Consider the following 25714-nt stretch of genomic DNA (forward strand, 5'->3'; position numbering starts at 1 on the left):
GATTAGGGTTAGAAAAAATTACAAAACTAAACTTCCAGATAGCATAATTATAGCAACAGCTTTATAACTAAATTTAGCTTTAATCACTTCTGATACTGAATTAAAAAAGTAAATGAACTTGCTTTAATCTATTACGAATATTAGGATTGGATTTCAAAATTTCAATTTATCAAAACTCATAATAGTTGTAAAAGAAAAAAAAACGTTAGCACGGATTTGCAATCCGTACAAAGCAAAATCTAAGTATGCTAAAGTCACTTCAGAATTATCAAAAATACTTTCTAAAAATCTTTAAACTGAATTTTAGTAAGCAGCGCATTAATAATACGGAAGATATTTTTTACAACGGTAATCAAAGCTTAGCCAATAATTCCAAATTACTATTAAATGAGACTATTGAACACAATTTTATCTTCCTATTGCACAAGTACTTTAATATAAAAATCCAAACAACCAAAGTGGTATTTTATTCTGGTATCCATATTCAATATCATCTGCTGCAATAAAAGCTTGTTTCAAATCCAAAATTTGTTTCTTGGATTTATCTGCACCACCTACTTCAAAAGCATATTTACAATCTACATAAAAATCAGTTTTGGGATGATAATGCAACTGGTGTCTGTAATTTAATTGGTTGGCAAAAAAAGCTTCTCTAATATTTCCTTTGTTAATGGCATTTGGAGAAAGTGTGTACATTAAGTTCGTGTTTTCCAAGTAAATTTTATTTGGCTTTTGCAATTTTACGCTTCCTCGGGCTTCCTTTTGTAAGTTTATAGTCAAATTAATTTCTTCTAGATAATGCAAATAACTCATTAAGGTATTCCTGTGTATATTCATTTTCTTACTAAGATTAGTAATATTGGGCGTAAAAGGAACGGATGAAGATATAATGGTCAAGAGTTGTTTGATTTTTGTTATTAGTCCTATTTCAACACCTCTTAATAAAGGCAATTCAATTTCAAGCATCATGTTGATTACCTCTTCTATGCGTTGCTCATAAAGGTCAGTTTCTTCCTTATAAAAAGGATAATAACCACATTTCAAATAATTTTGAAAATACCGAAAAGGCTTAATTTTTTCATTGATCCCTTGTGAAATGGAAAGATGATTTTTTAATATATCTTCTAATTCTAGTTGCTCAAACTTTTCACCAGATTCTAATGTTAAGTATTCTCTAAATGATAGTCCTTGCATATGATAAATCACTGCTCTTCTACTTAAATCTGCACGTGAGTTTAATATTTCTAACAACGAAGACCCTGTAAATACAACTTGCAGTTCTGGATAATCATCGTAGATGTTTTTTAACTCTTGTGCCCAATTGTTGTATTTATGCACTTCATCGATAAATAGATGTTTCCCACCTATTTTTACAAACTCATCTGCCAAGGCCACCAAACTGAGTCCTTTAAAACTAAAGGAATCTAAACTTATATATAAAGTATCTTCTATGTTTTCATGAAAATGCAGTTTTAAATATTGCAGGAGGAGAGTTGTTTTACCTACTCCTCTCGCGCCTTTTATACCAATCAATCTTGCATTCCAGTTTATAGTTTGCATGATACTTCTCACAAAACCGGTATTTATGTGTTTTAATTTATTATAATATCGTGTTGTTAATTCTTCCATTTTTGTATACTTTATTGTACAAATATACTTTTTTTTGTATAGTATAATGTATTATTTTTGTTTTTTTAGACCATTCAGTCGCCAACAAGCCGAAAGCACGGATTTGCAATCCATGCAAAGCAAAATCTAAGTATGCTCAACTTACTTCAGAATTATCAAAAATACTTTCTGAAAATCTTGAATAATTTAAGATAAAATCAATCAAATACAAACTAATTGAATATTTCATAAAAATGAAGTTAATAAGTTCAATTTAAGTTTTGTTTTTGAGTCTATTTTATAAATGGATTTAATTTTACCCTTAAAATCCTTAAACAATGAAAGTAGGAATAAGCGCACTGCAAATCGACTTCCCTAAATTATATCTACCCATAGAAGTTTTGGCTGAAAACAGAAATATCGAACCTTTAAAATTAATAAAAGGCTTAGGATTACAGCGCATGAGTTTCCCTGATGTACATCAGGATACGGTTTGTTTTGCAGCAAATGCCTTGCTAAAATTACTAGCAGCAGAGCAAATTCACCCACAAGAAATCGATCGAATTTATGTAGGGACAGAAAGTGGAGTGGACAGCTCAAAACCAGTAGCTTCCTTTTTACTTCCCTTAGTTGAAGAAAAATATGGCGAGAATTCTACTCAACATTGCGATGTAGTCGACCTAACTTTTGCCTGTATTGGAGCTGTAGATGCTATGCAAACTTGTTTAGATTATGTGCGTTTACGCCCTGAAAAAAAGTGTATCGTTATTGCATCTGATGTAGCTAAATACGATTTAGCATCTGGCGGAGAATACACTCAAGGTTCTGGTGCAGTTGTTATGTTAATAGAAGCCAATCCGAAAATGTTGAGCTTCGATTTAACTACCGGGGTTTCTACTGAAGGTGTATTTGACTTCTTTAAACCTAGAAGAACTGTTTCTAAAAACGAAATACAAGAAATTTCAAATAATACAGAATGGCAAGGTGTTTTAGAGAACGAAATAAGCATTTATAAAGAACAGCCGGTGTTTGATGGACAATACTCCAACGAATGTTACATTAATCGCATTAAATCTGCTTATTTTCATTTTAAAAATCAGAAAACATCTGAAAAAGCCTGTTTTGACAACTGGGAGTTCATTGCTATGCACCTTCCCTACTGTTTCCAAGGTAGAAGAACTTTTCAACATATTGTAGCCGAAGAATATCCAAATGCGGTAGAAGAGCAATCTGGAGAAACTTTTGCCGAAAAATTAAAAGCTTTTACCAAATCTGAATTTTACCGAAAACTGGTTACTGAAAAATTATACCCTTCTGAAGTAGCTTCTGCAAAAGTGGGAAACATTTACACGGGGTCTATCTTTTTGGGGTTAGCTTCAGCTTTATACTATAAAAAAGAAAAGGAATTAACATCGAATAAAATTGGGTTTATTGCTTACGGAAGCGGCAGTAAGTCAAAGGTTTTCGAAGCTGAATTAGAAGGTTCTTGGAAATCGCAAATTGCTAAAACTAATTTGTTTGAAGAACTAGAAAAAACTACAGCTATCGATTTTAAAACTTATGAAGCATTACACAAGAAAGAACTAACTAATTCGGTAATTCAAGCTTCAAATGAAGTAGTCTTAATTGGTATTGAAAAAGAAAACCCTGTGTTAATAGGTAAACGAAATTATGTTTTTAAGGCCTAGAGCTTTTAAGCCTTTATTGCTAGACCATAAAAAACATGTTAATTCGAGTGATTTCTACATCTAATAAAGATGTTGAAAGTGAATCGTGTACAATTTTAAAATTAGGCATATATACAATTCTAACTTGATTTTTTTGGAAACAAATTAAAATCATTCAAGTTAAAATTTATTCAATTAGATGTTATGTTTAAAGTTAGAAAATGGATTTTTACTTAACTGTGAATTATAAAATCGTACATCGCCAGTAACTTCTTTTCCTAGCCAAGCTGGTTTAAGAAAAACTTGATTAGCGGAATGCAATTCGATTTCAGCAATTATTAAGCCCTGGTTTTCACCAAAAAACTCATCAATTTCAAAAGTAAAACCTTTCAATTGAACCAGGTAACGTTCTTTATAGATCTCACCAGGTTCACATAAGTCAAAAAGTTGTTTTGCTTCGTTAAGGGGAATTTCTTTTTCCCATTCCATTCGGGTTGTTCCATCAGCCGAAGATTTGCCTTTAATGGTTAAAAATCCTTTATCGCCATATTGCCGTACTCGAACAGTTCGTTCTGGATGCCGACTTATAAATGCTTGGCGTATAATGCTAGAAGATGTTGCTTCATTTTTAAAGTCATGGTTTTTTACTAAAAACTTGCGTTCAATTTCCTGCATAAATCTTGTTTTAAAACAAAATGCAAGTTAAGTAAACTTCTAATACCAAATTGAGAAGTTCATGTAGACTGTCTTTATTTTATGTAGAGTTTAAATACAAGTTCTTTAAATAGTAAATAGGGAAGATTAAAATTAAAATACTAAAAGTTTATCCTTTATGTAAAAGAGCAGGCTAAATAAGTATACGGTAAATAAAAAACGGCTTAACAAATATGCTAAGCCGTTTTAAATATAGTTTTAATTTGTAATTAGTTGGCTTGACCACTAATACGAAGGTTGTCTACGTGGTAACGTGTAGTTACACCATCGGGATCGCTTCCTTGGTAACGGAAAGCAAAACGTATGTTTTCTAGGCATGAAATGTTTTCTACACCAGCTGCAGACAATCCACCAAATCCAGACGATGGACCTTGTGGAACTTCAATTCCTTCTATGGTTATCCAGTCTGTAGTTTCAACATCACCTGTAAAGTTTTCGGTTACTAAAATAGATAAGCTAGATCCGTTGTCGAAGGCAGCTTCTAAGTCTAGACTTACTTCTTCTAAAGAACTATTACTTAAATTAATTTCTGGGGTAACCAACCAAGCATCGTAAGATTGACCACTGTTAAAACCAGAGACTTGTGCGTAAGTATTGTTTGAGAAGCTTCCAGTTCTCCAATTTAAAGAACCACCTTGTGTGTTTACATTTATCCATCCGCTAAGTTGAGCTATACTCGATATACCTTCGAAGTCTTCTTCAAAAATTATATCGTCTCCACCGCTTGGACCTTCACATAATGGTTCAGGATCGCATCGTTCTTGGTCAAAGTTAATATCTTCTACCGTATTCAATTTAAATAAATAATTTGCGTCTGCAAATGCTCTTAACAAAACACCTTTAATTTCTCCAGCTGCAGAAGGTAAGCTTGCAGCTTTAAAATCTGAAAATGTACTTGTTCCTAAAGGAACAGTTGAGTTAGATAAACAGCTTTGTAAAGTACGTTCCGCATCAAAAGAATCGTTAGGTTCTGATGCAAAAGTTAAGCCTTGTTCTATTGAAGAAGCAGGAAATTGTACATTAGGAAATTTAATGTATTGACCTAGCAAGCTTCTATTTAATTCATTCATAGCAACTTCTTTGGCTACAATTTCTTCAACTATGGCGTCTCTAACAATGGCTTGTTCAGCTTGCGCTTGAGGAATTCGATTAATTCGATCTCCGTTTATTATCCCTATACTTGGATTACCACTATCTCTACCAATGCTTAAGCCGTCAAGCTTTACATAGATTCTTCTACCTAAGTTGTAAGTACCAAACATACTTGAAATATCGATAGCTATTCGAATAGCCGCTGTTGGGTTTACGGGTTTGTCTTGTATCCATAGTTCTTTAAAAAAGTTCCCTCCTTCATCCGAACTTACTACGTAACCTTCAACATAGGTATCTTCAACAAAAGATAAAGTAGTTACTTCACCGTCATTTTGAGCTATTTCGCCTAAAACAGCACTGATGCTAATAATGTCTCCATCAATTTCGACAGGCTCTTGGGGTCCAGCTTGTGGAATTCCAAAGTCATCGTCTACACAAGATGTAATTGCTAAGCCAAATGTAATTAGTAAGCTAAAAGCAACAAATTTGAATTTTATATTTTTCATTTTTCTAAGTAATTTTTTGTTTAAAATCTAATATATGCGTTTAAGTAATAAGTTCTTCCAAAACCGTAAAAATAACGATTTCCGAATAAAGGTCCACCAGAGTTAACAATCATATCTTCTCTTCTAGATGTATAATTTGAAGTTCGGCTTTGTTCAAAACCACCAGTTACAAATTCTTGGTCCAATACATTTCCTATTACTGCAAAGAATCCTACATAGTAACGTTTATCGTTTGCTCCTGTAATTCTCCAAGATTTACCACCAGTTAAGTTGAATACAAAATATTCTGGGAATTTTTCTTGTTTTAATAATTGCTGTGCCACTTCTTCATCATAATCTACAATAGGTAGTTCATCTTCATCTATAGCAAAGTTGTCTGAACGGTTAAAGAAACTTGCTCCAATAAAGTTATCGGCAAAATAATTGGCAGTTAAACCTATGTTCCAAAAATCTGGATCTCTATATTCAAAACCTAATTGATAAGCTTGCTGTGGACCTCCAGAAACACGAACATTTTTCATTGCTGTTTTTCCGCTACCAAAGCTTATTTGTTCCCCTGGAAAATCTCTACCTGATAAGTACAAGTTTGGATTATTGGTGTAAAAATACTGCCCAAAATTACCTGCTGTTTTTAATAGAATAGTGGATGTAATTTGATACTCAAAACCAAATTCTAATCCCATGTGTCTTCTATCTATCCCAGTAGTTACTTCTTGAACAAATGATGCTCCATCGTTTACTAGTGTACTACCGATAGATTGAGAAAAGAAGAAGTTTACATTGGTTTCATCTTCAAAAGTAGTGTAAAAGGCAGTTGCTCTAGCTTTAATTTTAGGTGTTCTATAAATATAGCCTAAGTCAGCAGAATTTACTTTAATTTCAGTTAAACCATCTACTACTTCATTATTTTGCCTTGCGTTATTGTATGAATTTCGAATGGTTGGTGCATTTTGCATATGCGAAGCGTTAAACTGGATTAAGTGTCTACCAGATATTTTATACACACCTCCCAATTTAGCTCCATAAGTTGTAAAATCTAATTCTTCACCTTTACCAAAAGACAGGTTTCCTGGGAAAAATCCATTTTCGTACAAACCATTTCGTTGGTAAGTGGTTTTACCAAAGTTACCCCCTACGTAGAAATCAATTTTATTGTAGTTAAATTGAAACTGCCCAAACGCATTTGCTACATTGGCTTCAACTTCGTAATTGTATTGAAAACGCTCACCTTCGGTAACTGTTCTGTTTGGGTTTCTAATATCGGACTGCGCTAAATCTTGTAAAGTACCGGCAACAATTGCGCTTTCTTCAGCAAAAAAATCAACATCTAAAAAGCGTTCTCCTCCAAGTAAATCGTTTAATTCAGCAAAATTTTCACTGAGTAAATGGCGGTAATTTAAACTTCCGTTAAATCTTATATTTTCGTCAATTTCAGCATCAATAATCGAATTAAATTGAATTTGCGTATCATCAACTCGGTCTTCTTGTAATACATAAGTAGAATTTCCTCCGCGATTTAAGTTACTTAAATTAGTTTCGTAAACCCTATTCCAATCAAATTGCCCATCTTGTTCAAACCTTTCTCTAGCAAACCAGGCTGCTTGATAATCTCCAGCACTAGGATTAATACCTCTTAAAAAGTAACTTGGTAAATTTTGGTAATAAATCGGGCTTGGATTAAGGGCGCCACCTTGGTATACACTTTCTCCTTCACTCGTTTCAACCAATCGCGTACCACCATTATTTACACGAGTTGTACCAAAGCGTCCCGTTTGGTACATGGCATTGGTGTTAATTTTAATTTTATCGTTTACATCCCAATAGTGACTTAAGACAAAAACTGGCTCTTCGGTTCTACGCATACGTGTATTACGCATTTTGCCATTTTGCATTCCCCAGTTAGGGTTATATTCTCTTCCTTTTAAATCTCTAACTTCTTGCGTAATTGATGTACCAATACCACGCATGTTTGGTGCATAAAAACTAGTTAAGTTAATAGAGTGTTTTGAGTTGATTCGTTTTTCTACTGCTAAAAAGAAAGAGTTAGCATCGTAAGATGTACCTTCTCTGAAACCTTCATCACCGTATCTTCTAGATGCTAAAACCGAATATGCCCAGCCATTGCTATCCATTCCTGAATTATAACTTGCCATCATTCTACCTTGGTAGGTTCGGTCTGAAAACGCGTAAGAAACTCGACCTCCAGAACGCATTTGTGAAGCACGCATAATAAGGTTTGTTGTTCCAGCAATATCTCCAAAGTTATATTCGTTTGCTTCAGAATACATGGTAAATTCACGGCTACTGTTAATTACATCGTTTAAACCACCCCAGTTCCCCCATTGGGGTCTTCCTGAGAATTGCTTGTTCATTTCTAAGCCGTTGATTAAAACTTTACCACGTGCGTTGTCGTAACCTCTTGGTCTAAAAAAGGTAGTACTAAAATCGAATGCGGCAGCTCTTAAATAAGTATCACGAGAAGCTTGTAATAAACCCGAAATGTTAAATGAAGCATCATCGCCTTCACCAATTTCATCGTCGGATAGACTAATCGTGCCTATTCTGAATTTCTCTTCAGAAATATCTACATTTAAAAATAAAATACCCAAATCAATTTCGGATCCTTCTGAAATTACAACGGGATATTTTTTACCTAAATAACCTTCCAATTCAAGTACTAATACTTGTTCTCCTAAAGGTAAATTAATACCTTCAAAGCTAAATTCTCCAGTTTCATTTGTAGTTGTTGCGACTGGTGTACCCTCTAAAAAGACTTTTACACTTTGTATCGGATCTTCATTCTCGTCGTCTATTACTTTACCTTTAATGTTGGCCTGTTGTGCAATTGCCCATAGAGGAAACAACAATAAGATAAGTGTTTTAATTAATGTTTTGTTCATGTTTTAAGTAGTAACTATATTTTAAGAAATTATTATGAAAACGCTGCAAATGTATATAAATAATATTAATTGCTTATTTTTGGCATCTTAAAAATATCAACTTTACAATAAATTAATATGCGGAGATTGAACTTACACAAATTGTTTTTAGGATTGCTCATTTTTATTAGTGGGCTTGCTTTTGCACAAGAAAAAGAATACAAAATAAACACGATTGCATTTTATAATCTTGAAAACCTATTTGATACCGTAGATGATCCTAATAAAAATGATCATTTAAACCCGATTGGAGAAATGTCTGAAGGCGAAGCAGCTCGAGTTTATCCGCTAAAATTAAAAAATATGGCTAAAGCCATTGCAGATATAGGTACAGACTTAAGCGGTTTTCCTCCTGCTATATTAGGCGTTTGCGAAATTGAAAATTATCAAGTTTTAGAAGACTTGGTTAACCAACCCAGATTAAAACCATACAATTATGGCATAGTTCATTACGAATCGCCAGACTTGCGAAGCATAGATGTTGCTTTACTGTACAGAAAGGATGTTTTTAAACCGCTCTTTTCTGAACCACACGAAGTAAAACTTTACCGTGACGATGACCGAACTAAAAGAAGATATACTCGTGATGTACTATACGTAAAAGGTTTATTAGATGGAGATGAAGTACACATATTAGTAAACCACTGGCCATCTCGTGGTGGTGGAGAAAAAAAATCGAACCCAAGTCGTGTAAAAGCTTCTGAAACAGCTAAAAAAGTAGTGGATTCTGTTCAGGCTAAGAATCCAAAAGCCAAAGTAATGATCATGGGTGATTTAAATGACGGTGTTTACAACGAAAGCGTTAAAAAAGTTTTAGCAACTAAACGCCATAAAGATGATTTAACCATGCCGATTGATTTATGGAATCCATTCGAAAATATTTATTACGAAGGAATTGGTACCATTGCTTGGAGAGATTCTTGGGATTTGTTCGATCAAATCATAATTACTCAGCCCTTAACAATAGATGATGATTTTTCTAGCTATCGTTTTTATAAAGCAGGTGTACATAATCCGCCGTATTTACAAAATCCACGAGGCAGATGGAAAGGTTACCCTTTTAGAAGTTTTGCTAATGGTTGGACCAATGGCTACAGCGATCACTTTCCGGTTTACATCTATTTAATTAAAGAACTTAAATAAAAAACATCTTTATTTAAAACCAAAGTCTGGAATTAATTCCAGACTTTTTTTGTTTAACTATTTAAAGTAAAAAATAAACATAATTATATATTTTAAGATTAAGGCAATCAAATAATTAAGTATTAATTTTTTAACCAAGCATTAACAAGCCAAATTGGTTTATTTTTACAATTTGCAGCACTAATTTGTGAAGACCTTTTTAATTGAAATTTTAAATTTATGGATAACCAAAATACAGGAGTTGATATTGCTGCCATCAACGAAAAAATTCAAAAAGAAAGCGCGTTTGTAGACTTACTTACCAACGAAATGAACAAGGTAATCGTTGGACAAAAACACATGATTGAACGTTTGCTCATAGGTTTATTAGGACAAGGACACATTTTGCTCGAAGGAGTTCCTGGATTAGCCAAAACACTGGCAATAAACACATTATCTAAAGCTGTTCAAGGTAGTTTTAGCCGTATTCAATTTACACCCGATTTACTTCCCGCCGATGTAGTTGGAACCATGATTTACAACATTAAAGAAAATGACTTCAGTATTAAGAAAGGACCCATATTTGCCAACTTTGTTTTAGCAGATGAAATTAACAGAGCACCAGCTAAAGTGCAATCTGCTTTATTAGAAGCCATGCAAGAAAAGCAAGTTACAATTGGTGATAAAACTTTTATATTAGACAAACCTTTCTTGGTTATGGCTACCCAAAACCCTGTAGAACAAGAAGGAACCTATCCATTACCCGAAGCACAAGTTGACCGTTTTATGCTTAAAACAGTTATCGATTATCCTAAAATGGATGAAGAACAAATGGTGGTCCGTGCCAATTTATCAGGAAGCTTTGAAACTGTAAATCCTGTAGTATCTACCGAACAAATCCTTTCTGCTCAAAAAGCCGTTCGCGATGTGTATATGGACGAAAAAATTGAAAAGTACATTCTTAATTTAATTTTTGCAACCCGTTATCCAGAACAGTATAATCTAAAAGACTTAAAACCTTTAATTAGTTTTGGTGCTTCACCACGGGGAAGCATTAACCTAGCTACCGCTGCAAAATGTTACGCATTTATTAAGCGCCGTGGCTATGTAATTCCAGAAGATGTTCGTGCTGTAGTCTACGATATTTTAAGACATCGCGTTGGAATTACCTATGAAGCAGAAGCTGAAAATATTACATCTGTAGATATTATTAACAAAATCGTTAACGAAATAGAAGTGCCATAAGCCACGTATTTTAATTCAGATTGAACTAGACAATACATCGTATTTATGGATACTAAAGAACTTTTAAAAAAAGTACGTAAAATTGAAATTAAAACTCGCCGTTTAAGCGACCATGTATTTGGTGGCGAATATCATTCTACTTTTAAAGGTCGTGGTATGACGTTTAGCGAAGTAAGAAAATATCAATTTGGCGACGATGTTAGAGCTATTGACTGGAATGTAACTGCTCGGTATAACGAACCCTTTGTAAAGATTTTTGAAGAAGAACGCGAACTTTCCTTAATGTTAATGGTAGACGTTTCTGGCTCTTCTAAATTTGGAACAAGAAAAACATTCAAAAGAAACATCTTAACCGAAATTGCTGCTACCTTAGCCTTTTCAGCAACACAAAACAACGACAAAATTGGTTTGATTTTGTTTTCAAATTCAGTAGAATTATACATCCCACCAAAAAAAGGCAGGTCGCATGTCTTGAGAATTATTCGCGAATTATTAGAATTTAAGCCCGATCAAAAACAAACCAACATTAAAGCTGCAATCGAATTTTTAACCGGTGTAATGAAGAAAAAAGCAATTGTTTTTATGCTTTCAGATTTCATGGACGACAATTATAATCACGCATTAAAAATTGCTGCTAAACGCCACGATATTACCGGTATTAGAGTTTTCGACCCTTTAGAAGAAGAGTTGCCAAGCTTAGGTATGGTTCAGTTTTTAGACGAAGAAACCAACCAAGTACTTTGGGTAAATACCTCGGCAAAACAAACCAGAAATCGATATAAAATCCATTACAAATCGCAAGTAGATTACTTCGAAAAAGCGTTTAAAAGTTCGGGCTCTGGAAAAATTCAAACCCGAAGCGATCAAAATTATGTAACCCAATTACTCAATTATTTTAAAGCCAGGTAAAAGAATGAAATTAAACAGCTATACATATTTCTTTTCCTACAGAAAAACAATGCTTTACTTTGTTTTAGCGTTTATTTTTCAAATACAATTATATGGCCAAACAGCAAATGCAAGTATTGACCGCGATAGCATCTTAATTGGCGAACAAATAAAATACAGAATTGAAGTTGATACCAAAGCCGAAGATTCTGTGATTTTTCCTGAAGGACAAACTTTTGTTCCACTAGAAACGGTTGAAGCTTTTCCGATTGACACGCTACAAATTGAACCCCGATTAATACTTATTCGCGAATATGCCTTAACACAATTCGACTCTGGACAGTATACTATTCCCAAACAATTTATACAATTAAAAAACGGACAAGTATTTACCGATTCAATTCGGGTAATTGTAAATAATGTAGTAGTAGACACTACCAAACAAAAATTGTACCCTATAAAAGATTATATTGAAGTAGATAAAGCCTTTAAATTTCCAACTTGGATTTGGAAACTCCTACTTATTATACTCATAATTGTTGTGTTAGCCTATATAATTTATCGCTTTTGGCAACACAAAAAAGAGCAAAAAATAAAACTTCCGCCCTACGAACAAGCACTAAAAGCATTGGAAAACTTGGATCGTTCTAAATTTATTGAAGAACGAAACTTACGAGAATATTACTCCATGCTAACTTTTATTAGTCGTAAATACCTAGAAGATGAAGTTGAAGTTAGAGCTATGGAATATACAACGCAGGAATTAATTTACGATTTGCAAATGCGAAAAGACGCTGGAAAAATCAAGCTTCAACAAGAAACAATACATCATTTTAAGCAAATTTTAGAACGTGCCGATTTAGCCAAATTTGCTCGTTCTCAACCCGATGTACTAACTGCAAAAGAAGATCGAAAATTTATTGGTAGCTTCACCGAAGAAGTAAATACCGCAATTCCTGAACCCACCGAAGAAGAGCTTCAAAAAAACAAAGAATACATCGAAAAAATTGCTCGTAAAAAACAGAGAATAAAATGGGCAGCAATAGCAGCAATTGTCCTACTTGTTATCGCTTCAGCAACTACGTACCTAATCGCTTCTAAGGGTTACGACTATGTAAAAGACAATGTGTTTGGTAATCCAAGTAAAGAATTATTAGAAGGCAATTGGTACACAAGCAGCTATGGATATCCTCCAGTAAGTATTACCACACCCGAAATCTTAATACGTGGAGACATAGAAATGGCTGAAGATGCTAAACAAATGTTAGTGGGTAACGAAACCTTTGTATTTGGTGGTATTTTCGGAGAATTCTATGTGGTAATTAGCACACTAGAATTTCAAGAAAAAATGAAGTTTGATTTAGATACTGCTGTCGACGGAATTTATGAAAATCTTGAAGCTAAAGGAGCTTATAACATCTTAACCAAGAAAGACGAATATAAAACGCTAGATGGTATTAAAGGTGTTCGCGTTTCGGGAAGTTTTGCTATTGAGAACCCCATTACTAAAAATGATATTAAAAAAGAATACCAAATTTTAAATTTCGGAGAAATGGGCGGATATCAACAAATTACAATGATTTATAATGCCGAAGATACATATGCTGAAGAAATTGTCCAGCGCATCTTAAATTCAATCGAACTTAAAAATAACAATAACTAATGTGGCAAGATGTCTTTTTTGAAAATCCTGAATGGTTCTGGCTTTTTTTGCTCTTACCTGTTGTAGGCGCATGGCATTTTGTAAAGCGTAATAAAGAAAATGCTGTTGTACATATTTCTAGTGTAAAAGGTTTTGAAAAAAGCAATAGCATATTACCCAAATTACGCCCTATATTGTATGTGTTAAGACTTGTTAGTTTAGCACTTTTAATTACCGCCATGGCAAGACCTAGAACAGTTGATGTTACTTCGCAAATAAAAGGCACAGATGGCGTAGATATTGTAATTGCAGCAGATATTTCTACAAGTATGCTAGCGCAGGATTTTAAACCTAACCGATTAGAAGCCCTAAAAAAAGTAGCCAGTGAGTTTGTAGATCGGAGAAAAACAGACCGAATAGGCGTAGTTATTTACGCAGGCGAAAGCTATACCAAAACCCCACTTACAAGCGATAAGGCTTTAGTAAAAAATGCCATTAGTGAAATAGACTTTACCGATGCAATTGATGGTGGAACAGCTATTGGAATGGGAATTGCCACTTCTGTAAATCGATTAAAAGACAGCAAAGCAGAAAGTAAAGTTATTATTTTACTAACCGATGGAGTAAACAATTCTGGTTTTATAGATCCTGAAATTGCTACAGAATTAGCTATGGAATATGGAATTAAAATCTACGCTATAGGAATTGGTACACAGGGAAAAGCGATGTCTCCTGTAGCTATTTTACCCAATGGTCAATTTCAATATCGCCCTGTTGAAGTTGAAATTGATGAAGAACTACTAAGGCGAATTTCGAAACTAACTGAAGGAAAATACTATAGAGCAACCAATCTTAAAAAATTAGAAGAGATTTATGAAGAAATTGATGCTTTAGAAAAAACAGAAATTGAAGAAGAAAAATTTTATGATTATGAAGAAAAGTTTAAACCCCTAGTTATGCTAGGTTTAGTTTTATTATTGTTAGAATTTATTTTAAAGAACACCTTATTTAGAAGTTTTGTTTAATGCTTATATTAGAAGATAAAATATATTTTTGGTTCTTAGCAGCCATTCCTGTTGTAATTTTTATTGCAATTCTTGTGGCTACTTGGAAAATTAAAATGCAAAAGAAGTTTGCAGAAGCACACCTGTTTCCGGCTTTAGCACCAGACCGATCTAAAATTAAACCCATTTTAAAGTTAATTGCTTTTTGTTTGGTTATCGCATTTTTTAGTGTGGCTTTGGTAAACCCAAAATTAGGTTCTAAAATGGAAACAGTAAAACGCGAAGGGGTCGATATTGTTTTTGCACTTGATGTTTCTAAAAGTATGCTAGCAGAAGACATCGCACCCAACCGAATTGAAAAATCTAAGCAAATTATAAGTCAAATTGTAAACAATTTAAAAGGAGATAGAATCGGGATAATTGGCTATGCAGGAAGTGCATTTCCGCAAATTCCAATTACAACGGACTATGCATCGGCAAAAACTTTTCTTCGAGCTATGAATACCGATATGGTTTCTAGTCAAGGCTCGGCAACCGGAGATGCTATCGAGTTAGCCAAAGGATATTATAACGATGCTAATGTAATTAGCCGAGTACTAATTATTGTTGGCGATGGCGAAGACCACGGCAGTGAATTTCAGGCAGCAGCTCAGGCAGCAGCCGATGAAGGTATTAAAATTGTAACTATTAGCGTAGGAACCTCTAAAGGTGGCCCTATTCCTATAAAAAACAATCGAGGTAAAACCTATAAAAAAGATCAAAAAGGAGAAACAGTAATTACCCGCTCTAGCCCAGAAACTTTAAATAGCATTGCCGAAATTGGAAACGGAACTTATATTGATGGCACAAATACTTCAAGCGCAATTAAAAACTTAGAGAAGTTTCTTCAAAATCTTGAAAAAACAGAGTATGAATCCATGCAATATGCCAATTATCAACATCAATTTCAATGGTTTTTAGGCTTTGGCATACTTTTTTTAATACTAGATAGCCTGCTATTAAACAGAAAAACAAAATGGTTAACCCAATTGAATTTATTCAATGAAGCATAAAAAAACATATCCTATTAAAGTTTCGCTAAACACATTGATTTTTATTGTGTTTTGTGCAGTTTTACAGATTGGTTATGCACAAGAAACTAAAATAAGTAAAGAAGCTGAAAAATATATGGCAGAAGCCAGCGTATTTATTGAAAATAACAATTTTGCAGATGCAGAAGCTTCGTTAAGAAAAGCAATTTCAATTGATCCTGAGAACAAAAAAGCAGCCTATAATTTTGGCAATTTGTACATTAATAACGATAAAAATAGAAATGCCTTTCAACGTTTGGTCGAAGCTGCATCAGAAAACGATAACAAAACCATTAAACATAAAAGCTTTCATAACCAAGGTAATATATTTATGAAAGAAGAACGCTATGCCGAGGCTGTTGAAGCTTATAAAAACGCCTTGCGGAATAACCCAAACGACGATGAAACGCGTTACAATTTAGCACTTGCCAAACAAAATCTAGAAGATGAAGGCGGCGACGGGGGCGATGATGAAGACCAAGAAAACCAGAAAGAGCAAGAACAAGAAAATGAAGGCCAAGGGGAAAATGAAGATGAAAATCAAGGCCAAGAAAAAGAAAGTGATCAAAACGACAACCAAAAAGGCGATAATAAAGATCAGAAAAATGAAGGCGAAGGCGAAAATGAGCCTAAGGACGGAGAAAATGAAGAGCAAGAAAAAGAGCAACCCAAAAACGGAAAAAGTACAGACGATAAAAAAGATGGTGAGCAACAACAACCCCCACCAGAACAAATGCAAGGGAAACTATCGCCTGAGCAGTTAAAAAACTTATTAGAAGCTATTGAAAATCAAGAAAAAGATATTCAAGATAAAATTAATGCTAAAAAATTAAAAGGTAAAAAAGTAAAAACCGAAAAGGATTGGTAAATGAAAAGATTAGTACACATATTCTTTTTAATAATTACGTTTGGCACGCAAGCCCAAGTAAGTTTTACAACAGAAGTTAGTAGGGAAAAACTTGGCATAAACGAACGGCTAAAAGTAGAGTTTATTATAGACCGAGACGCAGATAACTTTAAAGCTCCGAGTTTTAATGGTTTTAAGGTTATAGCTGGACCAAACCAATCGGTAGAGCAGAGTTATGTATATGGAAAGTCTTCATTTAAAAAAACCTATTCATTTTATCTTCAGCCGCTCAAACGTGGTAAATTAGAAATTGGTCAAGCTGAAATTGAGTACCAAGGAAAAAACTATAAATCTCCACCTGAAACAGTCGAAGTTACAGCAGCAGTAGATAATCCAAATTCGCCAGCAAGCGTAGCAAGAAGTCAAATGGCAGATGCAATCCACTTGGTTGCAGAAGTCTCTAAATCCAAACCTTATTTAAATGAAGGCGTGTACATTGTATACAAATTGTACGTAGATAGAAATGTGAATCTTCGTAATTACCGTCCTGTCGACGAGCCTTCATTTAAAGACTTTTGGAGCCAAAATATCGATATAGATCAATTGGAATTTAAAGAAGGAGAATATGCTGGGATGCCGTATCGATATGTCGAACTTCGAAAAACTATACTCTATCCGCAAAAAACTGGCGAGTTAAGTGTTGAGCCATTAACCATAGCTGTTTCAGTTGAAGTTCCAACAAACAGAAGAGACATTTTTGGAAGAAGACAATACGAGTTGGTAGAGAAAACATTTTCAGCAAAAACCAGAACATTTAATGTGCAGCCTTTACCCGATGAAGGAAAACCATTTAATTTTACAGGCGCTGTAGGCCAATTTGATGTTAATTTAACTCAAAGCAAAAACGAATTAAAGGTTAACGAAAGTTTGAGCGCAACCTTAAAAATTTCAGGTAATGGAAATTTAAATTTATTTAACCTCCCCAAACTAGAAGTTCCTACTGCTATAGAAGTATACGACCCCGAAAGAATAGACAGAGTAAATACAAACGCCAGTGGAATGAATGGTTACATTAGCGAAAAATATACCTTGGTTCCACAAAGACAAGGAAATTACACCATTAAAGGGGTTGAATTTTCTTATTTTGATCCAATAACAAGCGAGTACAAAACTAAATATTCTAATTCGTTAAACCTTAGTGTAAATCCAGATCCCAATGCGTTACAAAACAACACGAATATACTTGCCAGTCAAGATTCTACAAAAAATCAAAAACAACAAATTATAAGTCCAGACAGCCAGTTTAAATATATTGAATTAAAAACAAACTTAAAACCAAAAGGAAGTCAACAATTTTTTAAGTCGGCTATTTATTGGAGTTTAATTTTTGCTCCCTATTTATGCATCCCGTTTTTATTATTTATAGTAAAAAGAAGGAAAAACACAACAGATTCACCTGCTAAGAAAGCGCGAAATAAAGCCAATAAATTAGCTAAAAAATACCTATCGGAAGCCAAGCGAAATATACAAGATCAAAATAAATTTTATGAAGCATTAGAGCGTTCACTACATAACTTTTTAAAAGCAAAACTAAAAATAACTTCTGCCGAAATAAGCAAAGAAAAGATCAGCGAACAGCTTTTACAGAAAAATATAGAGCAACAACTTGTAGACCAATTTATTGGCATCTTGGAAGGTTGCGAATTAGCGAGATACGCACCAAACTCTAGTGCTGCAAAAGAAGAAGACTATAAAAAAGCAGCTCAAATTATTAGTGAAATAGATAAAGCTTTGTAATATGAAAAAAACAGTAATTCTTTTTCTGCTTTTTGTTAGCCAACTACTCGTAGCACAAGCTCCCGATAAATTATTTAGCCAAGCTAATGAAGCTTATGCAGATGCCAATTACAAAGAAGCAACTAGACTTTATAAAAAATTACTTCAAGAAGATTGGCAATCATCGGAGTTACATTTTAACTTAGCAAACACCTATTATAAGGTAGGCGAAGTAGCACCAAGTATTTACCATTACGAAATGGCATTATTGCTTTCACCTGGAAATAAAACTTACAAAAACAATTTAAAATTTGCAGAACAAAAACGTATAGATGAAGTAAAAAGCCCTGAAAAGTCAAAATTTGATCTGCGTATTGAAAGTTTATTAAATTGGTTTAGTGTTTCTCAGTGGGCAAAAATTTCAATTGGCTTTGCTATTTTTAGTTTAATTTGCTTTGCAGTTTTCCTTTATCTAAAAAAGGTATTTTTTAAACGTTTATTTTTTACACTTTTTGTTCTGTGTAGTCTTTTTTGTTTCATGAGTTTTTATTTAGCCAACAAACAAGTTTATTTAAGTGAAGCTTATGTTTATGGAATTATCTTCGCCGAAGAAACAAGTATTTTCACAGAACCAAACCAAAACACAAATATCTTATTCAAGCTTCACGAAGGAACCAAAGTAAAAGTAGAAGACGATTTTAGAAATTTTACAAAAATTAGATTAAGCAATAATATTACAGGTTGGATTGAAACTGCAGACCTTAAAAAGCTTCAATTAAATTAAAGTTTATTTGAACGATTTTATCTTTTAAAAAATAAAATATAAGAGCTTAATGAAGAGATTAATCTTATACTTTAGCATTTATAATGATTTCAACTATAATCAATAAAATGCAAAAAGAAAACCTAACACCAGACGATGTTCTAAAAGACTTATTATTAGGTAACCAGCGTTTTATAGAAAATCAAACTTTAGATAGAGACATAAAAGGCCAAAAAATAGCATCTACTTCTAAACAATATCCAAAAGCCATTGTTTTATCCTGTGTGGACAGTCGAGTACCTATTGAAACAATTACCGACCAAGGTATAGGAGATATTTTTGTTGCTCGTGTAGCTGGAAATATAGAAAATGAAGATATATTAGGAAGCATGGAATATGCCTGTAAAGTAGCTGGAAGCAAATTAGTTTTGGTTTTAGGTCACGAGAAATGTGGAGCTGTAAGTGCCGCTTGCGATGATGTAAAATTAGGAAACTTAAGCAGTTTACTAAAAAAAATTAAACCCGCTATTGAAGCAACAACCAAAATCTCAGGTAAACGAGATTCAAGCAATGCTAGTTTTGTAGAAAAAGTAGTGCGTAAAAACATACAACTAACCATCGATAGAATTCGAGAAAAAAGTTATATTCTAAAAGATTTAGAAGACATAGGTGTTATTAAAATTGTTGGTGGAATTTACTCTTTAAGGTCTGGCAAAATAAACTTGATTTAAGAAATTTATTCAAATTAAATTTAGCTTACAAAATTTAAAAAAACATCAAATATTTGTCATTTAAAAATTGTGTTAAGGTTAAAGATGTGCTTAAAATAGTACATTAAAGACTTTTGTATAGTATTTGTACAGTTTAATTATTCAACATAATTAACCAATTAACATATGTTTGTATATATATAAAATTCACTATGAAACATTTTAATTTATTCCTTTTAGTTCTTTGTTCATTTACATGTTTTTCGCAAAATTTACCTTTCAATTTTGAAGGTGATATCGAAACATCAGACTTTATAAACTTCGATGGAGGAACAGCAACAGTTACATCAAATCCAACAAACTCTGGAATTAATACAAGCACAAACGTTGCTCAAATAGTTAGAGACGGTGGCGCAATTTACGGAGGTAGTAAAATAGCATTAGAAAATAACCTAGATTTTTCAGTACTGACTAAAATTACAATGAAGGTATATACCACTGCGCCAATCGGAACCACCGTAAAGTTAAAATTAGAAGGCAGTGGTCCTGCAGCTGATACTGACGCTTTTACTACTGTTACAGGTGAGTGGGAAACCTTAGAATGGGTTTTCCTAGGAATTTCTAACGAATTAAATGAAGTTGTATTTATGTTTGATTTTGGAAATGTTGGAGACGGCTCAGCTGCTTCCACATTTTACTTTGACGATGTAGAACAAGTTGCAGGCCCAACACCACCAGTTCCGGCTAGCTTACCTATTAACTTTGAAACAGATGTAGTAACTACTGATTTTTTGAGTTATGGTGGAGCTAACTTAAATGTAGTACCTAATCCAGAAATGAGTGGCATAAATATAAGTAATACTGTGGCACAGGTTATTAAAGACAGTGGTGAGTATTGGGCTGGAAGCAGATTATTTTTAGCAGATAATTTAGATTTTTCATCTTTATGGCAAATTTCTATGAAAATTTACACTACCGCCCCTATCGGAACTAGAGTAAAATTAGAGCTTGAAGGAACAGGTGGTAGATATAGCCTAGATTACTTAACAACAACCACTGGTGAATGGGAAACAGCTACTTGGAATTTTAATGGCCAAACTAATGATTTTGATAAAATCAATTTTCTTTTTGATTTTGGAAATATAGGAGATGGAACGGCTTCATCTACTTTCTTTTTCGACGATGTAGAACAAATTTCTGGTCCAATAATTCCTGAACCTGTAGCAACTACTTTTCCAATCGATTTTGAAGGCAATAGTGTAGCAGATACAGATTTTATTAATGAAGATGGAGGCATAGCAAATGTAATTCCAAATCCATATGCAGATGCAAATAATCCAAGTGCTACTGTAGGACAGTTTATTAGAAGCGGTGGAGCACCTTGGGCAAAAAGTAAAATTATTCTTACAGATTTTTTTCAAAACATGTCTACTAACGGGTCTTTTTCAATGAAGGTATTTACAAATGCGCCCATAGGTACCGTATTGAAATTTAAGATAGAAAGCACAGATGCAGGTTTTGCAGACGAAAGAGACATGCTAACTACCGTCTCTGGCGAATGGGCAACTTACACTTGGGATTTTACTAATCAAGATGGCCCTATTTATAATGTAATAAGCTTAATGCTTGGTTATACAACACCAAACGATGCTTCAGAAAACGCAACATTCCTTTTTGATGATATCATTCAACAAGAATCACTTAGCGATGGTTTTAATCTAATTAGTACAGTTCAAGATGGCTTAATTAGTTATCCAAATCCAGCTAAAAATAGCATAACTATTCAATCTAAAAATGCTGAAATGAATTCTATTATTATTTTTGATGTAGTTGGAAATCAAGTTGGTGTTTTTCAACCCAAGACTAAAGAAATGAACATTGACCTATCAACTTTGCCTACTGGTTTATACATTGCTAAAATTTCAACAAACTCAGGTGCAGGTAATATTAAGTTCTTTAAGAATTAAGTAATAGTTTTTAAAGTTAAATTCTAAACTTAATCTTTAAATTATTGTCCTTAATACACATTCAAATTGGTATAAGGCAGAAAACACAGAAGAAGCTTTTTTTATTGGCTTACTTTTAAAAAACAACTCGTCACTCCGCATTAATTTTTATAAAAATTAATGCGGAGTGACGTTTTTTGGAACCTTCAATTTAATTTCAGCTAAATTTTAATACTGAACTTTGTTTTATATGGAGCGCATACACGCGGATTCTTCAAAATAAAAACAACTAATGCGAAGTATCAATATTCGCAAAACAGATAAACAAGAGAACTATATAACAAAAAAAACTCCTAAAATATCTTTAGGAGTTTTTTGAGGTCTCGAGCGGACTCGAACCGCTGTAGCTGGTTTTGCAGACCAGTGCCTAGCCACTCGGCCACGAGACCAATTTGGTTTGCAAATTTACACATTAAAACCAATATACAAGACTTAATCTTGCATTTTTCAATTTTGATGAGCTTTCATTTAAGCATCTGTTTGCTATTGAATTCTGATATAGATTCATCAAAATTTTAGATTTTAATTGTAATTCATTTCACCACAACTATACTAACTTGCGCAGAATAAAATTACAAGACAAAGATTTAGTTTTTGTTTTCTAAAATTAAAAATTATGAAAGGTGTTTTATTAGTTAACCTAGGATCTCCTAAAAGTACAGATCCAAAAGATGTAAAAAATTACTTAGGAGAATTTTTAATGGATGAGCGTGTAATCGATTTACCATATATTTTACGAGCTATTTTAGTAAAGGGTATTATTTTAAATACACGTCCAAAAAAATCGGCAGAAGCTTATTCTAAAATTTGGTGGGAAGAAGGTTCTCCACTAATTGTATTGTCAGAACGGCTTCAAGAAAAAATAGATCAATTTACCAGCGTGCCAATTTCATTGGCTATGCGCTATGGCGAACCTTCTATTGCTAACGGCTTAAAAGAATTACATAACAAAGGTGTAAACGAAGTTTTGCTAGCTCCACTTTACCCTCAATATGCCATGGCTACTACCGAAACAATTATTGCTTTAGCTGAAGAAATACGGAGAGAACATTATCCTGAAATGAAGTTTACCGTTTTACCTCCTTTTTATAATCATCCCGACTATATTACGGTTTTAGCCAGAAGCATTGCTGAAAAACTAGATAATTTGGATTACGAACATCTTCTATTTAGTTATCACGGTGTTCCAGAACGACATATTCGCAAAAGCGATATTACCAAAAGTCATTGTAAACTAGATGGTAAATGTTGCCAAACACCATCTAAAGCACATCAATTTTGTTACCGACATCAATGTTATGAAGTAACACGATTAGTAGGCGAAAAACTCAATTTAAAAGAAGGAACTTTTTCTACTACATTTCAATCCCGTTTGGGTTTCGATCCATGGTTACAACCATACACCGACCGCACAATTGAAAAAATGGCTATAGAAGGCACCAAAAAAATGGCTATTGTAACTCCTGCCTTTGTTTCAGATTGTTTAGAAACTTTAGAAGAAATTGCCATGGAAGGCGAAGAAATTTTTGAAGAGAATGGCGGAAAAGAGTTTACAGTAATTCCATGTTTAAACGATCGAGAAGATTGGGTTAAGACTTTAAGCCGTTGGATTGATGAATGGGCAAAACAAGAAGTAGAAGCCGTAAACTAAAAAAATGGCAAGAATAACTTCGGCAGAATTAGGTAAGGAATCCATCGCAAAATTATTAATTAGGCAATCGGTTCCTGCGTCTATCGGCATTTTAGTTATGTCGATTAATATTTTAGTCGATACTATTTTTGTAGGCAATTGGATTGGATCTATTGCTATTGCGGCCATTAACGTGGTTTTACCGGTTTCATTTTTTATTGCCGCTCTGGGCATGGCCATTGGTATTGGTGGCTCTTCAATTATATCGCGAGCTTTAGGTAAAAATCATCAAGAAAAAGCACTGCAAACTTTTGGAAACCAAATTAGCATTACCTTATTAGTTACTGTTAGCATGGTTGTTATAGGTTTGGTTTTTATCGACCAGCTTATTCCTGCTTTTGGTGGAAAAGGTGAAATTTTTGAACCTGCCAAAATATACTACCGCATTGTTTTGTACGGCGTCCCTATCTTAGGATTAGCTATGATGGGCAACTCAGTTATTCGAGCTGAAGGAAAACCCAAATTTGCAATGGTTGCTATGATTATTCCATCGGTTGGAAATTTATTGATGGATTATATTTTTATCAATATTTTAGACTTAGGAATGTTTGGTGCGGCTTGGGCTTCAACAGGGTCTTATGTTTTATGTATGGGGTACATATTATGGTTTTTCCTTTCCAAAAATTCAGAATTAAAAGTAAAGTGGGAACATTTTAAACTCAAATTAAATATTTTAAAAGAAATTGGAGCGCTTGGCTTCGTTACGCTTTCTCGACAAGCTGTAGTTAGCTTAACTTACTTGCTTTTAAATAATATTCTATTTGAATTGGGTGGAGAATCTTCGGTAACTACTTACGCAATAATAGCCCGAATGCTCATGTTTGCGTTATTTCCTGTACTTGGTGTTACCCAAGGCTTCTTGCCAATTGCTGGATATAATTATGGTGCCGAACAATATACTCGGGTTCGCGAAAGCATTAACAAAGCCATATGGTATGCAGCGGCAGTCGCTATTGTTGTTTTTATTTGCATTATGACATTTTCAACTGAAATCGTTTCTGTGTTTACCCAAGAAGAAGCCGTGTTAGCTTCTACACCTAGCGCCATGCGATGGGTTTTTGCTGCTGTTCCAATTATTGCACTTCAATTAATTGGTTCAGCATATTTTCAAGCCATCGGAAAAGCCGTACCAGCCTTACTTCTTACCTTAACTCGACAAGGTTTCTTTTTTATTCCGCTCTTGTTAATCCTTCCTAAGTACTTTGGAGAACTTGGTGTTTGGTTATCTTTTCCATTAGCCGATTTAATTTCGACTATTGTTACAGGATATTTTCTGAATAAAGAAATAAAAAATACCTTAATTGAAACTGAAACTACAGAGCAGTTAGAATAGTTTACGATTTTGTACTTTTGCAAAAATTTAAACGCAAACTCATGTTTAACAATACCGAAGATAGTAAAACCAAACTTTCAGAATTTGGAGAATTTGGTTTAATCGATCACCTTACTAAACATTTTGTTATTCAACACAACAGCACCCTTAAATCCATTGGCGATGATGCTGCTGTTTTAGAGCATAAAAATCCAATAGTAGTTACCACAGACTTGTTAGTTGAAGGTATTCATTTCGATTTGAGTTATATGCCGTTGAAGCATTTAGGCTACAAAGCAGTAATGGTGAACTTATCTGATGTGTATGCTATGAATGCTGAAGCCACCCAAATTACCGTTTCTATTTCTTGCTCTAACCGTTTTACTGTTGAAGCTCTTGAAGAATTGTACGCTGGTATTCAACTAGCTGCACAAAACTATAAAGTAGATGTTATAGGTGGAGATACTACTTCGGCTGTAAAAGGAATAAGCATAAGTATTACTGCTATTGGTACAGCTCCAAAGGAAAAAATAACTTACAGAAGTGGAGCAAAACCAAACGATTTGGTTCTAGTTTCTGGAGATTTAGGCAGTGCTTTTATGGGATTGAAAGTTTTAGAGCGTGAAAAAGAAGTATTTAAAGTAAACCCTAACAATCAACCAGATTTAGAAAAATATACTTATTTAGTAGAACGCCAATTGAAGCCCGAAGCCAGAAAAGATATTCCTGAACTTTTGGAACAATTAGAAGTGTTACCAACAGCCATGATCGATATTAGCGATGGTTTGTCTTCAGAATTGATTCATATTTGTAAAAACTCAAGCGTTGGTGCCAATTTATTTGAAGATAAATTACCAATAGATCCAGCTTTAATTTCGGTTTGTGAAGAATTTGAATTAGATAGTACAACCGTAGTTTTAAATGGTGGTGAAGATTACGAGCTACTTTTCACCATTAACCAAAACGATTACGATAAAATTAAAGGCAATCCCAATCTAAGCGTAATTGGACACATTACTGAAGCCAGTGAAGGTATTCATTTAGTTACAAGAGCTAATACAAAATTGCCTATACAAGCTATGGGCTGGAATAGTATGGATAAAGAAAAATAAA

At 33.7% G+C, this 25714-nt stretch carries 19 protein-coding genes and 1 tRNA gene; 15 read left to right on the forward strand and 5 right to left on the reverse strand.

Going from position 1 to position 25714, the window contains the following annotated elements; translation table 11 throughout:
* Positions 1-432 precede the first annotated feature (432 nt).
* A complete protein-coding gene (locus tag IEV63_RS00630) occupies positions 433-1629 on the reverse strand; it encodes an ATP-binding protein (protein WP_188404821.1) in 1197 nt (398 codons plus the stop codon).
* A 317-nt stretch (positions 1630-1946) separates the two neighbouring features.
* Between IEV63_RS00630 and IEV63_RS00635 the strand changes: the two genes are divergently transcribed.
* The gene (locus tag IEV63_RS00635) at positions 1947-3296 is read left to right on the forward strand and encodes a hydroxymethylglutaryl-CoA synthase family protein (protein ID WP_188404822.1); all 1350 of its coding nucleotides are present in this window, start codon (positions 1947-1949) and stop codon (positions 3294-3296) included.
* Positions 3297-3470: 174 nt separating this feature from the next.
* Here the strand turns inward: IEV63_RS00635 and IEV63_RS00640 are convergent, their stop codons facing one another.
* The 3 genes from IEV63_RS00640 to IEV63_RS00650 form a co-directional block, all read right to left on the reverse strand.
* Positions 3471-3950: a CYTH domain-containing protein gene (locus tag IEV63_RS00640; RefSeq protein ID WP_188404823.1), complete on the reverse strand. Its 480-nt coding sequence runs from the start codon at positions 3948-3950 to the stop codon at positions 3471-3473.
* 248 nt (positions 3951-4198) lie between these two features.
* Positions 4199-5587 carry a DUF5689 domain-containing protein gene (locus tag IEV63_RS00645; protein ID WP_188404824.1) on the reverse strand — a complete coding sequence of 463 codons (1389 nt, stop codon included), beginning with the start codon at positions 5585-5587 and terminating at the stop codon, positions 4199-4201.
* A gap of 20 nt (positions 5588-5607) precedes the next feature.
* Entirely contained in the window at positions 5608-8487 is a 2880-nt protein-coding gene (locus tag IEV63_RS00650; protein ID WP_188404825.1) for a carboxypeptidase-like regulatory domain-containing protein, read from the reverse strand.
* Between the two features lie 117 nt (positions 8488-8604).
* Between IEV63_RS00650 and IEV63_RS00655 the strand changes: the two genes are divergently transcribed.
* The 11 genes from IEV63_RS00655 to IEV63_RS00705 all read left to right on the forward strand — a co-directional run bounded on the left by IEV63_RS00655 (position 8605) and on the right by IEV63_RS00705 (position 21560).
* A complete protein-coding gene (locus tag IEV63_RS00655; RefSeq protein WP_188404826.1) occupies positions 8605-9669 on the forward strand; it encodes an endonuclease/exonuclease/phosphatase family protein in 1065 nt (354 codons plus the stop codon).
* 219 nt (positions 9670-9888) lie between these two features.
* Positions 9889-10893 (forward strand): AAA family ATPase, encoded by a 1005-nt coding sequence (locus tag IEV63_RS00660; protein WP_188404827.1) that lies wholly within the window; start codon positions 9889-9891, stop codon positions 10891-10893.
* Between the two features lie 45 nt (positions 10894-10938).
* On the forward strand, positions 10939-11802 hold the full coding sequence (locus IEV63_RS00665) for a DUF58 domain-containing protein (RefSeq protein ID WP_188404828.1): 864 nt from the start codon (positions 10939-10941) through the stop codon (positions 11800-11802).
* 4 nt (positions 11803-11806) lie between these two features.
* Positions 11807-13444 (forward strand): DUF4381 domain-containing protein, encoded by a 1638-nt coding sequence (locus tag IEV63_RS00670; RefSeq protein ID WP_188404829.1) that lies wholly within the window; start codon positions 11807-11809, stop codon positions 13442-13444.
* Entirely contained in the window at positions 13444-14448 is a 1005-nt protein-coding gene (locus tag IEV63_RS00675; protein ID WP_188404830.1) for a vWA domain-containing protein, read from the forward strand. The genes IEV63_RS00670 and IEV63_RS00675 overlap by 1 nt, the downstream gene beginning before the upstream one ends.
* A complete protein-coding gene (locus IEV63_RS00680) occupies positions 14448-15479 on the forward strand; it encodes a vWA domain-containing protein (protein WP_188404831.1) in 1032 nt (343 codons plus the stop codon). The genes IEV63_RS00675 and IEV63_RS00680 overlap by 1 nt, the downstream gene beginning before the upstream one ends.
* Positions 15469-16365 (forward strand): tetratricopeptide repeat protein, encoded by an 897-nt coding sequence (locus IEV63_RS00685; RefSeq protein WP_188404832.1) that lies wholly within the window; start codon positions 15469-15471, stop codon positions 16363-16365. Before IEV63_RS00680 ends, IEV63_RS00685 begins: the two co-directional genes overlap by 11 nt.
* Positions 16366-18141, forward strand: a complete 1776-nt coding sequence (locus IEV63_RS00690; protein ID WP_188404833.1) for a BatD family protein — start codon at positions 16366-16368, stop codon at positions 18139-18141. It abuts the gene before it with no gap.
* Position 18142: 1 nt separating this feature from the next.
* Complete coding sequence (locus IEV63_RS00695) at positions 18143-18904, forward strand: tetratricopeptide repeat protein (RefSeq protein WP_188404834.1); 762 nt, start codon at positions 18143-18145, stop codon at positions 18902-18904.
* 83 nt (positions 18905-18987) lie between these two features.
* Complete coding sequence (locus IEV63_RS00700) at positions 18988-19614, forward strand: carbonic anhydrase family protein (protein ID WP_188404835.1); 627 nt, start codon at positions 18988-18990, stop codon at positions 19612-19614.
* 191 nt (positions 19615-19805) lie between these two features.
* A complete protein-coding gene (locus IEV63_RS00705; RefSeq protein ID WP_188404836.1) occupies positions 19806-21560 on the forward strand; it encodes a T9SS type A sorting domain-containing protein in 1755 nt (584 codons plus the stop codon).
* Positions 21561-21917: 357 nt separating this feature from the next.
* On the opposite strand, the gene IEV63_RS00710 is transcribed toward IEV63_RS00705, so the two are convergent.
* Positions 21918-21988, reverse strand: a tRNA-Cys gene (locus IEV63_RS00710).
* A gap of 227 nt (positions 21989-22215) precedes the next feature.
* Here IEV63_RS00710 and hemH point away from each other — a divergent pair.
* From hemH to thiL, 3 genes are read left to right on the forward strand one after another with little or no spacing between them, the layout of a single operon-like run.
* Positions 22216-23250 carry a ferrochelatase gene (gene hemH / locus IEV63_RS00715; protein ID WP_229737139.1) on the forward strand — a complete coding sequence of 345 codons (1035 nt, stop codon included), beginning with the start codon at positions 22216-22218 and terminating at the stop codon, positions 23248-23250.
* 4 nt (positions 23251-23254) lie between these two features.
* Complete coding sequence (locus IEV63_RS00720) at positions 23255-24622, forward strand: MATE family efflux transporter (RefSeq protein WP_188404837.1); 1368 nt, start codon at positions 23255-23257, stop codon at positions 24620-24622.
* Positions 24623-24663: 41 nt separating this feature from the next.
* A complete protein-coding gene (thiL, locus tag IEV63_RS00725; RefSeq protein ID WP_188404838.1) occupies positions 24664-25713 on the forward strand; it encodes a thiamine-phosphate kinase in 1050 nt (349 codons plus the stop codon).
* Position 25714: the final 1 nt, after the last annotated feature.

It is taken from the genome of Psychroflexus salis (genome assembly GCF_014640175.1).
Classification (GTDB): Bacteria; Bacteroidota; Bacteroidia; order Flavobacteriales; family Flavobacteriaceae; genus Psychroflexus; species Psychroflexus salis.

Coding starts and splice junctions, on each gene's coding strand:
- IEV63_RS00630 (WP_188404821.1), bottom strand. CDS start 1,629: ATGGAAGAATTAACAACACGATATTATAATAAATTAAAACACATAAAT.
- IEV63_RS00635 (WP_188404822.1), top strand. CDS start 1,947: ATGAAAGTAGGAATAAGCGCACTGCAAATCGACTTCCCTAAATTATAT.
- IEV63_RS00640 (WP_188404823.1), bottom strand. CDS start 3,950: ATGCAGGAAATTGAACGCAAGTTTTTAGTAAAAAACCATGACTTTAAA.
- IEV63_RS00645 (WP_188404824.1), bottom strand. CDS start 5,587: ATGAAAAATATAAAATTCAAATTTGTTGCTTTTAGCTTACTAATTACA.
- IEV63_RS00650 (WP_188404825.1), bottom strand. CDS start 8,487: ATGAACAAAACATTAATTAAAACACTTATCTTATTGTTGTTTCCTCTA.
- IEV63_RS00655 (WP_188404826.1), top strand. CDS start 8,605: ATGCGGAGATTGAACTTACACAAATTGTTTTTAGGATTGCTCATTTTT.
- IEV63_RS00660 (WP_188404827.1), top strand. CDS start 9,889: ATGGATAACCAAAATACAGGAGTTGATATTGCTGCCATCAACGAAAAA.
- IEV63_RS00665 (WP_188404828.1), top strand. CDS start 10,939: ATGGATACTAAAGAACTTTTAAAAAAAGTACGTAAAATTGAAATTAAA.
- IEV63_RS00670 (WP_188404829.1), top strand. CDS start 11,807: ATGAAATTAAACAGCTATACATATTTCTTTTCCTACAGAAAAACAATG.
- IEV63_RS00675 (WP_188404830.1), top strand. CDS start 13,444: ATGTGGCAAGATGTCTTTTTTGAAAATCCTGAATGGTTCTGGCTTTTT.
- IEV63_RS00680 (WP_188404831.1), top strand. CDS start 14,448: ATGCTTATATTAGAAGATAAAATATATTTTTGGTTCTTAGCAGCCATT.
- IEV63_RS00685 (WP_188404832.1), top strand. CDS start 15,469: ATGAAGCATAAAAAAACATATCCTATTAAAGTTTCGCTAAACACATTG.
- IEV63_RS00690 (WP_188404833.1), top strand. CDS start 16,366: ATGAAAAGATTAGTACACATATTCTTTTTAATAATTACGTTTGGCACG.
- IEV63_RS00695 (WP_188404834.1), top strand. CDS start 18,143: ATGAAAAAAACAGTAATTCTTTTTCTGCTTTTTGTTAGCCAACTACTC.
- IEV63_RS00700 (WP_188404835.1), top strand. CDS start 18,988: ATGATTTCAACTATAATCAATAAAATGCAAAAAGAAAACCTAACACCA.
- IEV63_RS00705 (WP_188404836.1), top strand. CDS start 19,806: ATGAAACATTTTAATTTATTCCTTTTAGTTCTTTGTTCATTTACATGT.
- hemH (WP_229737139.1), top strand. CDS start 22,216: ATGAAAGGTGTTTTATTAGTTAACCTAGGATCTCCTAAAAGTACAGAT.
- IEV63_RS00720 (WP_188404837.1), top strand. CDS start 23,255: ATGGCAAGAATAACTTCGGCAGAATTAGGTAAGGAATCCATCGCAAAA.
- thiL (WP_188404838.1), top strand. CDS start 24,664: ATGTTTAACAATACCGAAGATAGTAAAACCAAACTTTCAGAATTTGGA.